The organism is Herbaspirillum sp. BH-1 (genome assembly GCF_002870055.1).
GTDB lineage: Bacteria > Pseudomonadota > Gammaproteobacteria > Burkholderiales > Burkholderiaceae_D > Herbaspirillum > Herbaspirillum frisingense.
The window spans coordinates 249671-263560 of record NZ_PKOI01000002.1 but is presented as its reverse complement, the minus strand read 5'-3'; the positions used below and the strand labels follow the sequence as shown (position 1 = coordinate 263560).

General features: G+C 62.7%; 15 protein-coding genes. 10 read left to right on the top strand and 5 right to left on the bottom strand.

Translation table 11 applies throughout. The annotated features are described in order from the left end of the window. Window positions 1-8 precede the first annotated feature (8 nt). Window positions 9-2294 carry an LPS-assembly protein LptD gene (locus tag HBH1_RS04420; protein WP_102661727.1) on the bottom strand — a complete coding sequence of 762 codons (2286 nt, stop codon included), beginning with the start codon at window positions 2292-2294 and terminating at the stop codon, window positions 9-11. A gap of 97 nt (window positions 2295-2391) precedes the next feature. On the opposite strand from HBH1_RS04420, the gene HBH1_RS04415 reads away from it, so the two are divergent. The 5 genes from HBH1_RS04415 (at window position 2392) to upp (ending at window position 7531) form a co-directional block, all read left to right on the top strand. Next, the gene (locus HBH1_RS04415; RefSeq protein ID WP_102661726.1) at window positions 2392-3423 is read left to right on the top strand and encodes an aminoglycoside phosphotransferase family protein; all 1032 of its coding nucleotides are present in this window, start codon (window positions 2392-2394) and stop codon (window positions 3421-3423) included. A 10-nt stretch (window positions 3424-3433) separates the two neighbouring features. After that, entirely contained in the window at window positions 3434-4150 is a 717-nt protein-coding gene (gene murU / locus HBH1_RS04410; RefSeq protein WP_102661725.1) for an N-acetylmuramate alpha-1-phosphate uridylyltransferase MurU, read from the top strand. Then, complete coding sequence (locus HBH1_RS04405; RefSeq protein WP_102661724.1) at window positions 4147-5493, top strand: aminopeptidase P N-terminal domain-containing protein; 1347 nt, start codon at window positions 4147-4149, stop codon at window positions 5491-5493. The genes murU and HBH1_RS04405 overlap by 4 nt, the downstream gene beginning before the upstream one ends. 130 nt (window positions 5494-5623) lie before the next feature. Then, on the top strand, window positions 5624-6772 hold the full coding sequence (locus HBH1_RS04400) for an FAD-dependent monooxygenase (protein ID WP_102661723.1): 1149 nt from the start codon (window positions 5624-5626) through the stop codon (window positions 6770-6772). A gap of 111 nt (window positions 6773-6883) precedes the next feature. Continuing rightward, entirely contained in the window at window positions 6884-7531 is a 648-nt protein-coding gene (gene upp / locus HBH1_RS04395; protein ID WP_102661722.1) for a uracil phosphoribosyltransferase, read from the top strand. Between the two features lie 81 nt (window positions 7532-7612). Here the strand turns inward: upp and HBH1_RS04390 are convergent, their stop codons facing one another. From HBH1_RS04390 to HBH1_RS04375, 4 genes are all read right to left on the bottom strand, one after another. Further along, window positions 7613-9052, bottom strand: a complete 1440-nt coding sequence (locus HBH1_RS04390) for an NAD(P)(+) transhydrogenase (Re/Si-specific) subunit beta (RefSeq protein WP_102661721.1) — start codon at window positions 9050-9052, stop codon at window positions 7613-7615. Then, window positions 9049-9363, bottom strand: a complete 315-nt coding sequence (locus HBH1_RS04385; RefSeq protein ID WP_006461707.1) for an NAD(P) transhydrogenase subunit alpha part 2 — start codon at window positions 9361-9363, stop codon at window positions 9049-9051. The genes HBH1_RS04390 and HBH1_RS04385 overlap by 4 nt, the downstream gene beginning before the upstream one ends. Window positions 9364-9425: 62 nt before the next feature. Continuing rightward, complete coding sequence (gene panD / locus HBH1_RS04380; RefSeq protein ID WP_006461708.1) at window positions 9426-9788, bottom strand: aspartate 1-decarboxylase; 363 nt, start codon at window positions 9786-9788, stop codon at window positions 9426-9428. A gap of 90 nt (window positions 9789-9878) precedes the next feature. Further along, entirely contained in the window at window positions 9879-10994 is a 1116-nt protein-coding gene (locus HBH1_RS04375) for a Re/Si-specific NAD(P)(+) transhydrogenase subunit alpha (RefSeq protein WP_006461709.1), read from the bottom strand. Between the two features lie 166 nt (window positions 10995-11160). Here HBH1_RS04375 and HBH1_RS04370 point away from each other — a divergent pair, with 166 nt between their 5' ends. The 5 genes from HBH1_RS04370 to HBH1_RS04350 all read left to right on the top strand — a co-directional run bounded on the left by HBH1_RS04370 (window position 11161) and on the right by HBH1_RS04350 (window position 13884). Further along, window positions 11161-11652: an NUDIX hydrolase gene (locus tag HBH1_RS04370; protein ID WP_102661720.1), complete on the top strand. Its 492-nt coding sequence runs from the start codon at window positions 11161-11163 to the stop codon at window positions 11650-11652. 39 nt (window positions 11653-11691) lie between these two features. Continuing rightward, the gene (mnmA, locus tag HBH1_RS04365) at window positions 11692-12798 is read left to right on the top strand and encodes a tRNA 2-thiouridine(34) synthase MnmA (protein ID WP_102661719.1); all 1107 of its coding nucleotides are present in this window, start codon (window positions 11692-11694) and stop codon (window positions 12796-12798) included. A gap of 220 nt (window positions 12799-13018) precedes the next feature. After that, window positions 13019-13207 (top strand): hemin uptake protein HemP, encoded by a 189-nt coding sequence (gene hemP, locus HBH1_RS04360; RefSeq protein WP_006461712.1) that lies wholly within the window; start codon window positions 13019-13021, stop codon window positions 13205-13207. Window positions 13208-13302: 95 nt separating this feature from the next. Then, window positions 13303-13626: a hypothetical protein gene (locus HBH1_RS04355; RefSeq protein WP_006461713.1), complete on the top strand. Its 324-nt coding sequence runs from the start codon at window positions 13303-13305 to the stop codon at window positions 13624-13626. Window positions 13627-13656: 30 nt separating this feature from the next. After that, on the top strand, window positions 13657-13884 hold the full coding sequence (locus HBH1_RS04350; RefSeq protein WP_006461714.1) for a (2Fe-2S)-binding protein: 228 nt from the start codon (window positions 13657-13659) through the stop codon (window positions 13882-13884). The last annotated feature ends 6 nt before the right edge of the window (window positions 13885-13890 follow it).

Genomic DNA, 13890 nt, shown 5'->3' with positions numbered 1-13890 from the left:
GTAAAAGGTTAGAAGTTGTTGTTGCCGGTCATGGAGTCCGGCAGGTTCACGTTCTGGTAACCGGGCACGCTGCTCTTGATCGCCTCCATTGGGTTGGAGCCGATCTTGGAGAAGCCATTGAGTTCGAGCTGGATGAAGAAGCCCGTGGACGCCTTGGTAGAGGACGTCGGAATGCGCTGCGCGACCACCCGGAAGACCCAGCAATCGGCCTTGTATTCGAAGCCGGCCAGGCCTTCGGCCACGGTGCGGTCGGGGATGGAATAGTTCATGCGGCCCACGGCGTAGATACGCTGGGTCAGCGGCCATTGACCGGAAATGTCCACCTGCTTGAGCGGGTCGAGCACGCCGGTGTAGGGGTTGATGTAGGTACGGTCGAGACGGTATTGCAGGTTCAGCACGCGCTTGGGGGCGGGCTGCCAGCGGATGCCGAAGGTCGAACGCACCATCTGGCGCAGGGTTTCGCTGTACTGCACCGTGTTGTCGGTGGAGAATTCGCGCGTGATCTGGCCACCCAGTGCCAGCAGCAGGTCGGACTTGCTGCCCAGGTTCGTGGTGGTGGTGCCGCTGATACCGACCTTGGGGTCGCTGAAGTAATAACGTTGACCGACTGCGGCGCGCAGGCGCTCCAGGCCGTTCTCCTCGATCAGGCGGGAGGTCACGGCGGCAGTCAGCTGGTTGGCATCGCTGATGCGGTCGTGGCCGACGAAGCGGTTCTCGGTGAAGATCTGGGCAAAGTTGAAGTCCGCCAGGCCCGAATCGAAGACCGGGAATTGTGACTGGTCGCGATAGGGCGTGCGCACATAGAACAGGCGCGGCTCCAGTGTTTGCGTCATGCTGCGGCCGAGCAGGTTGGATTCACGCTCGAAGATCATGCCCGAGTCCAGCGACAGGGTCGGCAAGGTACGCGAGAAGGTAGTCGGCTGCCCAACTGAAGTGTTGTTCAGGCTGTATTGCGTGGCATCCAGGATCACCTTGGGCGTGATGAAATAGCCGGGACGGATGATGGGATACGACACGGTCTGCGTCACATAGCTGCGATCGCCTCCGACCAGGTCGCCGCTGCTGAAACGGGTGAATTCGGCGACCGTATTGAAATCGAAGCCGCCGACGTCATAGCGGGTACCGTTGAAAGTCAGCTGAGGTACACGGTCGTAGGGCTTACTAATCGGTGCATTGACATCTTGAAGCAGTTGGTACTTGGAAACCAGGCCAACGACGCTCCAATAGGTGCTGCCATAGCTTAGGCTAACATTACGCGGCAACAAACGCTGTGTACTAGCCGTGATGGAATGCGCGAAATCGGACGGATAGTCGTTGTCCGAAGCCTTGTTCAGGTTCCACGCCAGCTGCAGGCCGGGGGCCAGGGTCTGGTTATGGATCGAGGACAGCGAATAGCGCCCGGTGCCGGTAACCCGATCCTGGATGCCTTCGACATAGGTGACACCATTGTAGCTATCGCCCATGTAACGGGTTTCAGCCCCCATTTGCAGGCCGCGCCGGGCGATATACTTCGGCACCAGCGTCAGATCATAGTTGGGCGCCAGGTTGAAGTAATAGGGTACCGCGACTTCGGCACCACCATTGGTGGTCATCCCGATGGTCGGCGGCAACACACCAGACTTGCGCTCGCCCGACAAGGGGAACGACATCCAGGGTGCGCCCAGGATGGGCACATCCTTGAAATAAACCAGACCGCCATGCATGACGCCCTCGTCACGGCCGCTGTCCAGGTCCATGGTATTGGCGCGCAGGTACCAGTCCGGGTCCGGGGCTTCGCAGGTGCTGTAGGTGCCACGGGTCACCTGCGCCTCATCGTTGGAGATGAAATCGATGCGTTCGGCCTTGCCGCGTCCGCCGTTCTTGCCCAGCAGATAAGTCGGCTTGGTCACGTAGCCCGCGCCGGTGCCCATGTTCATCTCGGCATAGTCGCCGGTGTACTGGTCCTGCAGGCGCTGCATCCAGACGTGCCCGGTCGCTTCGACCTCGTCCTGGATGATGCGGTATTCGGCCTTGTCGGACTTGATGGTGGTGCTGCCCTTGACCAGTTCGACGTCGCGATCGAGGTTGACCTGACGATCCGGACGGCCGGTCATCTGCTCGGCACTGACGTTGACCGGGGCGTCCTGGTCCTGCGCCGGGGTGGGTGCTGGCGAGGCCGTGGGCAGGCTCATCTGCGCGTGCACGGAAAGCGGCAACAGGGCCGAGGCCGAAGCCACCACCATTGCCGAAGAAAACAGACGCGCCAGCCGCCAGTTGACAGTACGTTCAGTTAAAGACTTGGAAAACCGGATCATGAAAAGAGAGGCTAGATACCGTGCAGGCGGATTTTTTGGGGTTAATCCCTTATTATATGGGAACTCAACCACGTCCAACGATTTCCTCAGATAGTTCATGTCTTCACCTGGTTCTAACCCCGATTCCCGCCTGTCCGAACTGCAAGCCTGGCTGTCCACCCTGGCCGCCACGCCCGTGCTGCCCTCTTCCCTGCGCCCGGCCTCGGCCGACGCCAGTTTCCGCCGATATTTCCGCGTGGACACGCCGGACGGTGGCACGGCCATCGTCATGGATGCCCCACCGCCGCAGGAAGACGTTCGCCCCTTCGTCAGGGTCGCCGGCCTCTTCGGCGAAACCGGTGTGACCGTGCCCAAGGTGTTGGCGCAGGATGCGGAACGCGGTTTCCTGCTGCTTTCGGACCTGGGTTCGACCACCTACCTGTCGCAACTGTCAGCCGATAGTGCGCACGCACTATACATGGACGCGATCGAGGCCCTGGTACTTTTACAAGCGCAAAGCAAGCCCGAAGCGCTGCCAGAGTATGACCGGCCGCTGCTGCTGCGCGAGCTGGAACTGTTCCGCGAGTGGTACATCGGCAAGCACCTGGGCGTGACGCTCACCGACGAGCAGAATGCGGTGCTGGACAAGACCTTCGACGCCATCCTGGCCAACAACCTGGCGCAAGCGCAGGTCTATGTGCATCGGGACTACCATTCGCGCAACCTGATGGTGCTGCCCAAGGGCAATCCGGGCATCCTCGATTTCCAGGATGCGGTCTATGGCCCCATCACCTATGACCTGGTTTCGCTGCTGCGCGACGCCTACATCCAGTGGGACGAGGAAATGGTGCTGGACTGGGCCATCCGTTACTGGGAAAAGGCGCGCCGCGCCGGCCTGCCGGTGACGCCCGACATCGACAGTTTCTACCGTGACTTCGAGTGGATGGGCCTGCAGCGCCATCTGAAGGTGCTGGGCATCTTCGCCCGCCTGTGGCACCGCGATGGCAAGGATGGCTACCTGAAGGACATCCCGCTGGTGATGGAATACACCCTCAAGACCGCGCGCCGCTACGTGGCCTTCACCCCGCTGGTGCGCCTGATCGAAAAGCTGGAACAGGAACACGCACCCAAGTTCGGCTACACCTTCTGAGGCGCCGACCATGAAAGCCATGATCTTCGCCGCCGGACGCGGCGAGCGGATGCGTCCGCTGACCGATACCTGCCCCAAGCCGCTGTTGAAGGTCCGCGGCCGGCCGTTGATCGTCTGGCAGATCCTGACGCTGGTGCGCGCCGGCATCACCGAGATCGTCATCAACCATGCCCATCTGGGGCAAATGATCGAAGACACCCTCGGTGACGGCAGCCGCTACGGTGCGCAATTGCGCTACTCGGCCGAAGGCACGGCGCTGGAAACCGCAGGCGGCATCGCCCAGGCGCGCCACCTGCTGGGCGAAGAGCCTTTCATTGCAGTATCCGGCGACATCTGGTGCCCGCACTTCGATTACTCCGAACTGCTGAGCGTGCTGGAAGACGAAGACCCGTGGGGCAATCCACTGCCGGAAGACAAACGCGACATGGCCTGGCTGTATCTGGTCAAGAATCCGCCCTTCCATCCCGCAGGCGACTTCGCACTGAACAATTTCGCTCTCTCCAATGACGGCGAACCCAAGCTGACCTTCGCCAACATTGGCGTGTACCGTCCGCAGATGTTCGATGGCATCACCCCTGGAGAGCATGCCAAGCTCGGTCCGCTCTTGCGCGAGTACGCGGCGCAAGGCCGTATCGGTGGTGACGTCTATCGCGGCGTGTGGCACAACGTCGGTACCATCGAACAACTGGAAGCACTGAACCAGCCGCCCCAAGGAAACCAGCCATGAGCTTCGACGCCACTCCCTTCGCCGCCCGCCGGGCGCGTCTGATCGCCAGCCTGCAACAAGCCGGAGGGGGCGTGGCCATCATCCCGACCGCGCCCGAAGTGATGCGCAACCGCGATGCCGACTATCCGTATCGCCACGACAGCTATTTCTACTACCTGACCGGTTTCACCGAACCTGAGGCGGTACTGGTACTGGTGGCCGGCAAGGAAAACCGTAGCATCCTGTTCTGCCGCGACAAGAACCTGGAACGCGAGATCTGGGACGGCTACCGTCACGGCCCGCAAGCCGCACAGCAGCTGTTCGCCCTGGACGCCGCCCATCCCATCGACGAACTGGACAAGAGCATGCCGGCCCTGCTGGCCGACGCCCGCGCGGTCTACTTTGCGCTGGGCCAGGACGAGAAGCGTGATGCGCAATTGCAGCGCTGGCTGCAAGGCGTGCGTGCACTGGCCCGCAGCGGCGTGTCGGCGCCGGGTGCAGTGGTCGATGTGAACGTGCTGCTGGACGACATGCGCCTGTTCAAGGACGCCTTCGAGATCGACCTCATGAAGCGCGCCGGCATCATTTCCGCCGAGGCACATTGCCGCGCCATGCGCATCTGCCGCCCCGGTCTGCGTGAATACCACCTGGAAGCCGAGCTGCTGCACGAATTCCGTCGCAATGGTTCGCAATATCCGGCCTACGGCTCCATCGTCGCCACCGGTGCCAACAGTTGCGTGCTGCACTATCGCGCCGGCGACGCCGAGATCAAGGACGGCGATCTGGTACTCATCGACGCCGGCTGCGAACTGGACAGCTACGCCTCCGACATCACCCGCACCTTCCCGGCCAACGGCCGCTTCAGTGGTCCGCAAAAGGCACTGTATGAAATCGTGCTGGCCGCGCAGGCGGCCGCCATCGCCGAAACCGCACCGGGCAAGCGTTTCATGGACGGACATGATGCCGCCGTGCGCGTACTGGCACAGGGCATGCTGGACACCGGCCTGCTGGACAAGAGCAAGGTCGGCTCGCTGGAGGACGTCATCGAAAAGGGCGACTATCGTCAGTTCTACATGCACCGCACCGGCCACTGGCTGGGGATGGATGTGCATGACGTGGGCGACTATCGCGATCCGGCCACCGCCGACGGCAGCAAACCCTGGCGTACGCTGCAGGCGGGCATGGTGCTGACCATCGAACCGGGCATCTACGTGCGTCCGGGCGAAGGCGTGCCGGAACAGTTCTGGAACATCGGCATCCGCATCGAGGATGACGCCCATGTCACCCCAGCCGGCTGCGAGCTGCTGACCACCGGCGTACCCACCCGGGTTGACGACATCGAAGCCCTGATGCGCCAGGGCTGACCGGTGGGCATCGGGATCACCGCTGCCCGCCCCCAGGACTCGACGGCATGCGCCGGATCAAGCCCGGTCGACGTGGCTCCGCTACAATGACGCCTTCCCGAATCTTTCATCCAAGGCATCGTCCGGCATCATGCAATCCGTCGATTTCGATCTGATCATCTGTGGTGGCGGCCCGGTCGGCCAGAGCGTGGCCGCTCTGCTGGCACGTCGCCAGCGACCCGCGGCGCGCATCGCCGTGATCGACATGAAGACGCCCGAGCAGGCCGCCGCCGACCCACGCACCATCGCACTGTCCTATGGCAGCCGCCAGATCCTCGAAGAACTGGGCGCCTGGGACGACATCGGCCGCAGCGCCACCGCCATCGAACAAATCCACGTCTCGCGCCGCGGCCATTTCGGCCGCACATTGCTGGACCGCAAGGACTACGACCTGCCAGCGCTGGGCTATGTGGCCCGCTACGGCGAAGTCAACCGGGCGCTGGCGAGCGCCATCGCGCCATTGGGATTGACGCTGATGCGACCGGCCGAGGCGCAGGACATCAGCGAAGTGGACGAACACGTTGCCGTCACCCTCAAGGACGGCCAGGTGCTGCGCGCTGCACTGGTGATCCAGGCCGAGGGCGGCGTCTTCGGTGAGCAGCAGCAAAAGACCCTGCAGCGTGACTACCAGCAACTGGGCGTGATCGCCCATGTGCATGCCGACCAGCCCGTCGCGCACCGCGCCTTCGAGCGCTTCACCGATGAAGGCCCGCTGGCGCTGCTGCCGCAGGACGATGGCTATGCTCTGGTCTGGTGTGTCCGTCCGGCCACCGGCGAACAGCTGCTGGCGCTGGAGGACACCGCCTTCCTGGCCGCCCTGCAGCGTACCTTCGGCGAGCGGGTCGGACGCTTTACCCGCATCAGCCCGCGCCACGCCTTCCCGCTGGGCCTGAACGCCCGCCCCGGCCAGGGCCGGCGTGTCGTGGCCATCGGCAATGCCGCGCAGACGCTGCATCCTGTCGCCGGCCAGGGCTTGAACCTGGGCCTGCGCGACTCTCGTGTACTGGCCGATGTGCTGGCCCGTGACCTCACGCCGCAAGCGTTGCAGGCCTTCGACCGCCAACGTGACCAGGACCGGGGCCTGACCATCCGCCTGACCGACCTGATGGCGCGCATCTTCGCTGGCTCACCCCAGGGCTCGCCACTGCAGGCCGCGCTGGGCCTGTCGCTGGGGGCCATCGACCTGCTGCCGGGTGCGCGCGCCCTGCTGGCCGGGCAGATGATGTTCGGTCGTCGCTGATGTGAATAAAGCTGCATGCGCGCGGTAGCAGTCCGTCGCGCATGCGGTCAGGAAATGCGACAATGCTGACTCGCGGCGCCAGCCGCCCCACCTAGCAGACACGCATTTGCCATGAAACAAGACCCGCGCTTCAAGAACCTCTTCATCCTCGACCATCCGCTGATCCAGCACAAGCTGTCGCACATGCGCGACAAGCGCACCTCCACGCGTACCTTCCGCGACCTGTTGCGCGAAATCACGCTGCTGATGGGTTATGAAATCACGCGTGATCTGCCGCTGACCACCGAGACCATCGAGACCCCGCTGGTCACCTACGAGGCGCCGGTGATCGCCGGCAAGAAGCTGGCCGTGGTGCCGGTGCTGCGCGCTGGCGTGGGCATGAGCGATGGCCTGCTGGAACTGATTCCCTCGGCCCGCGTGGGCCATATCGGCGTCTACCGTGACGAGAACCACCTGCCGGTGGAATACCTGGTGCGCCTGCCTGACCTGCAGGACCGCATCATGATCCTGTGCGACCCGATGGTGGCCACCGGCAACTCCGCCGTCTATGCCGTCGATGCGCTGAAGAAGCGCGGCGTGCCGGCTTCGCACATCATCTTCGTGGCACTGGTCGCCGCCCCGGAAGGCGTGCAGGTCTTCGCCGATGCGCACCCTGACGTGAAGCTCTATGTCGCCTCGCTGGATTCTCACCTGGACGAGGACGCCTACATCGTGCCGGGCCTGGGCGATGCAGGGGATCGTATCTTCGGCACCAAATAAGCGACCTGACAGTCGCCAAAGAAAAACGGGTTGCGCATCATGCGCAACCCGTTTTTTCTTGCCTGCCAGCTCAGGAGGAAGTCAGTCCACCGCCTTGACCATATCCTCGATGGCCTTCTTGGCATCGCCAAAGACCATCATGGTCTTGTCCATGTAGAACAGTTCGTTGTCCAGCCCGGCGTAACCGGCGGCCATAGAGCGCTTGTTCACGATCACGGTCTTGGCCTTGTAGGCTTCCAGGATGGGCATGCCGGCAATCGGCGACTTCGGGTCCTTGCCGGCCGGGTTGACCACGTCGTTGGCGCCCAGCACCAGTACCACATCGGCCTGGGAAAATTCGCTGTTGATGTCTTCCATCTCGAAGACCTGGTCGTAGGGCACTTCGGCCTCGGCCAGCAGCACGTTCATGTGACCGGGCATGCGACCGGCCACCGGGTGGATCGCATACTTCACGGTCACGCCGTTGTGGGTGAGCTTTTCGGTCAATTCCTTCAGGGCATGCTGGGCGCGTGCCACCGCCAGGCCGTAGCCGGGCACGATGATGACGGTCTCGGCATTGCCCATCAGGAAGGCCGCATCATCGGCCGAACCGGACTTGACGTTGCGCTGCTGCTGCGCGCCGCCGCCGGCGGCCGCCGCCTCGCCGCCAAAGCCGCCCAGGATCACGTTGAAGAAGGAGCGGTTCATCGCCTTGCACATGATGTAGGACAGGATCGCGCCGGACGATCCGACCAGCGAACCGGCGATGATGAGCATGGAATTGTTCAGCGAAAAGCCGATGCCGGCTGCCGCCCAGCCGGAATAGCTGTTGAGCATCGAGACCACCACCGGCATGTCGGCGCCGCCGATGGGGATGATGATGAGCACACCCAGGGCAAAGGCAATGGTGGCCATGATGATGAAGGGCAGCCAGTTCTGGGTGAGGACGAAGATGATGCCGAAGCCGATCATCGCCACCGCCAGCAACAGGTTCAGGAAGTGCTGGCCGGAGAAGTTGACCGGGGCGCCCTGGAACAGGCGGAATTTGTATTTGCCCGAGAGCTTGCCGAAGGCGATCACCGAACCGGAGAAGGTGATGGCACCGACGAAGGTACCGATGAAGAGCTCCACACGATTGCCCACCGGGATGGCCTGCCCATGGCCGGAAATGCCCAGCGCCCAGGGTTCGGCCACGGCCGCCACCGCAATGCAGACCGCCGCCAGGCCAATCAGCGAGTGCATCGCCGCGACCAGTTCGGGCATCTTGGTCATTTCGACGCTGCGCGCCAGATAGGCGCCGATGCCGCCGCCCACGATCACGCCAGCCGCCACCAGCAGGTAGCCAATGTCACCGGAGGCATTGCCGCCCTCGCTCTTGAGCTTCACGATCAGGGCCAGAGTGGTCAGTACCGCGATAACCATGCCGGCGATACCGAAGCTGTTGCCGCGTCGTGCCGTGGCCGGGTGCGACAGGCCTTTGAGCGCCTGGATGAAGCAGATCGATGCGATCAGGTACAACAGGGTCACCACATTCATGCTCATGCTTGTTCTCCCGACTTGGCCTTGGGCTCTTTCTTCTTGAACATTTCCAGCATGCGCTGGGTCACCATGAAGCCGCCGAACACGTTGACCGCCGCCAGCGCCACGGCCAGCGTACCGGCAATGCGGCCCACCGTGCCTTCGGTCAGGCCGGCGGCCAGCATGGCGCCGATGATGATGATGGCCGAGATGGCATTGGTCACCGCCATGAGCGGTGTGTGCAAGGCGGGAGTGACGGTCCAGACCACGTGGTAGCCGACATAGATGGCCAGCACGAAGATGATCAGGTTGATGATGGTGTGGCTGACTTCCATGTTGTTCCTCCTTGTGGCACGACCGGCCGAAGCGGCTGGCCGTGCGGATTATTGGTGAGGGGTCAGATCGCTTTGAGGCTGGTGATGCGGTTCTTGTCGTCCACGAAGACGACCTTGGGCTTGTAGGTGGCGACTTCTTCATCGCTCATCGGCGCATAGGTGCAGATGATCAGCAGGTCACCCAGATGCGCCAGGCGGGCAGCTGCGCCATTGAGCGAAATCTCGCCGCTGCCGCGCTTGCCGCGAATGGCGTAGGTGGAGAAGCGCTCGCCGTTGTTGACGTTGTAGAGCTCGATCTTCTCGAACTCGCGGATGTCGGCCGCTTCCAGCAGGTCTTCGTCGATTCCGCAGGAACCTTCGTAGTTCAGGTCACACTGGGTGACCGAGGCGCGATGGATCTTCGCGCGCAGCATGATGCGTTGCATGTACTTCTTCCTTCTTTGTTTCCGTGGGTGATGATTTGCGGCTAAAGGGCCGGGATTGCCCGGGTTTTCCGCCGCCCCGGGCCGGCAGATTCATTTGCGCAGGATTTCGCCGCCCTGGCAGAGCAGTGTGGCCGCGACGATGTCGTCTTCCCGGTTGATGACCAGCTTGCCCTCGGCGTCGATGATCAGCTTCAGGAAGTCCAGCACGTTGCGGGCATACAGGGCCGAGGCATCGGCCGCCACCAGGGCCGCCAGGTTGCCTTCGCCGATGATGTGCACACCGTGCTTGATGACGGTCTTGCCGGGTTCCGACAAGGGGCAGTTGCCCCCCTGGTCGACCGCCATGTCCAGGATCACCGAACCGGGCTTCATGGCCTTGACGGTCTCTTCGCTGATGAGCACCGGCGCCTTGCGGCCGGGGATCAGGGCGGTCGTGATGATGATGTCAGCCTGTCTGGCGCGCTCATGCACCAGTTCCGCCTGGCGCTTCATCCAGTCCGGCGGCATGGGACGGGCATAGCCGCCCACGCCCTGGGCGATTTCCTTCTCTTCGTCGGTCAGGAAGGGAACATCCAGGAATTTGGCGCCGAGCGACTCGATCTGCTCCTTCACGGCCGGACGTACATCAGAAGCCTCGATCACCGCACCCAGGCGCTTGGCGGTGGCAATGGCCTGCAGGCCGGCCACGCCGGCACCCATGATCAACATGCGGGCGGCCTTGACGGTGCCGGCGGCAGTCATGAGCATGGGCATGAAGCGCTGGTAGGTATTGGCCGCCATCAGCACGGCCTTGTAGCCGGCGATGTTGGCCTGCGAAGACAGCACGTCCATGGATTGCGCCCGCGTGGTACGCGGCGCGGCCTCCAGGGCGAAGGCTGTGAGCCCGGCGGCGGCCATGGCGGCGATGTTGTCGGCATCGAAGGGGTTGAGCATGCCGACGATCACCGTGCCTGGCGTGATGCGGGCCCGCTCGCTCTGGCTGGGCGCCCGCACCTTGAGCAGGATTTCGGCGCTGTAGACCGCCTCGGCACTGCCGATGCTGGCGCCGACGGCGACATAGGCCTCGTCAGGAATGCTGGACTTGATCCCGGCCCCGGATTCGACCATCACCTCGTGCCTGGCGGCCACCAGTTTCTTGACGGTTTCGGGGGTGGCGGCGACACGGGTTTCTCCGTCCCGGCTTTCGGCGGGGATCGCTATCCTCATTCCTGGCTCCTTTTTTTGTGGATTCTTGCCCCAATCTTACACGACTGCCCTTGTCGGCCAAGTAATTTACCGATCCCTGAGAACCGCCGCGGCCGCTTGTGCGGCGAGGGCTGGCGCTGAAGAGTCGGCCCCGACAGGGTAGAATGCCGGATTCACGAGGTCATCAATGTCTGAAGTCTGGAAACCCTCTGTCACCGTCGCCGCCGTCATCGAGCGCGACGGTCGCTTCCTGATGGTGGAAGAACACAGCGCCGGCGGGCTGCGCATCAACCAGCCGGCCGGGCACCTGGAACCGGGCGAGTCGCTCATTGCAGCAGCGGTGCGCGAGGCGCTGGAAGAATCGGCCCACGTGTTCAGCCCTACCGCTCTGGTCGGCACCTACCTGTCGCGCAACGTGTCGTCCTCCCGCGGCGGGATGTCGGTCACCTACCTGCGCTTCGCCTTTGCCGGGACGGTCGGCGAAGCGCTCGACCGGCCACTGGATGAAGGCATCGTCCGTGCCCTCTGGATGACGCGCGACGAACTGGCGGCCTGTGCCCAGCGCCACCGCAGCCCGCTGGTACTGCGCTGTGTGGACGACTATCTGCGCGGCCAGCGGGCGCCGCTGGAGCTGGTGCATACCGATCCCAGCGCGATCGGGGACCTGCCGGATCATTGAGCGACAGCAGCGCTGCCTGTCGCATAGAACGGAAACAACATGAGCAAGAAAAGAGTAGTCATCGGCATGTCGGGCGGCGTGGATTCGTCGGTTTCGGCATGGCTGCTGAAGGAGCAGGGTTATGAAGTCATCGGCCTGTTCATGAAGAACTGGGAAGATGACGACGATTCGGAATACTGCTCCACCCGCGAAGACTGGATCGACGCGGTCAGCGTGGCCGATGTGGTCGGGGTGGACATCGAGGCGGTCAACTTCGCCTCCGAATACAAGGACCGCGTCTTTGCCGAATTCCTGCGCGAATACCAGGCGGGACGCACACCCAACCCGGACGTGCTGTGCAATGCCGAAATCAAGTTCAAGGCCTTCCTGGACCATGCCATGAAGCTGGGCGCCGATCTGATCGCCACCGGCCACTATGCGCGCGTACGCCAGGGGCCGCAGGGCGACTTCCAGCTGCTCAAGGCGATGGACGCCAGCAAGGACCAGAGCTACTTCCTGCACCGCCTGAACCAGGAGCAGCTCTCGCGCACCGTCTTCCCGCTGGGAGAGATCCACAAGACCGAAGTGCGCAAGATCGCCGAGCAACTGCAACTGCCCAATGCGAAGAAGAAGGATTCGACCGGTATCTGCTTCATCGGCGAGCGACCCTTCCGCGAATTCCTCAACCGTTACCTCTCCTACAAGCCGGGGCCGATCAAGACCGCTGATGGCCAGACGGTGGGCGAGCATGTGGGCCTGTCGTTCTATACGCTGGGCCAGCGCAAGGGCATCGGCATCGGCGGCCTGAAGGGGCACCAGAATGCCGACGGCCATGGCGACGCCTGGTACGTGGCGCGCAAGGATGTGGACAACAACACCCTCTATATCGTGCAAGGCCATGACCACCCCTGGCTGCTCTCGCCCACGCTCTCGGCCGGCCAGGTCAGCTGGGTCGCTGGTCACGCACCGCAACTGCCGGCGCTGTCGGCCAAGACGCGCTATCGCCAGGCTGACGTCCCCTGTGGCTTCAGCGACGCCGGCGCCAGCTTTTCGCTGGCCTTCGACAATGCCCAGTGGGCCGTCACGCCGGGGCAATCGGCCGTGTTGTACGACGGCGACGTCTGCCTGGGTGGCGGCATCATCGAAACCGGCGCATTGCCCGACTAGACATTCCTGTAGATCAACATTGTGGCGCCCCGACGGTGATTTCACCTCGGGGCGTTTTCTTTTGAGCAACATCTCGGCGATGGGTGGGCCTTGAACTGTCGGCCTGAAGGCTCCAGATGATAAAAATTATCAATCACACCGATAAAAGGGCTTGCAATCCGGCCGCAAATGGCAAATAATCTAAATAAGAATTGTTCGCATTTAATAGGAGGTGATTGTAATGAGCCAACTGAACGACAACAGCATGGAACGTCGCAACAAGCCGGGCACGACCGCCAACGGAACTCCGATCACCCGCATCAAGAGCACGGACCTGTTCCGTCAGATGCGCGAACTGGAGATCGATCATGGCGGTCGCATCTACAAGCTGCGACTGACGCAATTGAACAAGCTGATCCTGACGGCCTGATCCGGTCGTCTTCAGGAGAAGGTGGATAAACAGGCCAGCCAGCGTCGTTCGTCATGACGCGTCGCCAGCCAAGCTAGCCCAGCGAGGAGAGTTTGATGGTTACCGAGAACATGACGTCCGCATTTGTGGAACCCAACAACGCACCGGCCCAACCTGAACTTCTGGTGTCCGCCGTGTTGCATCTGATGTCGCACTACACCGCCAACAACAGCCAGGAAACGCAAAGCTGCGTGAAGCTGGCCTCGGTGATCGAAAGACACCTGAAAGCGCTGGCGGAATTGCCCAACCTGGCGCCGGTACTGCGGGCGACCTGCCAGCAGTTGTCGGAACAATGGGCGCATGTGGTGGAACGGACGATGCCGCCGCCGGAAAAATTCAATTTCTTCTCGCGCATGGTGGCAGGAGCGAGATCTGCATAGAGCCTGATGAAGCAGGCAGCAAGGCGTACAATGATCGTATGTGTTTGTAACAACATCTCCGAAGGCAAGATCCATCAGGCGGTCGATGCAGGCATGACGTCCATGGCCGAGTTGCGCAAGCAGCTCGGCGTGGGTACTTGCTGCGGCAAGTGCCATTCCTGCGCCAAGAATGTCCTGCGCGAGTGTCTCAGCAATACCCGACAAACACAGCAGGGCGCCCGTCCGGTGGTATTCCATCCCGCCTTCGCGGCCGCCTGAACAAGA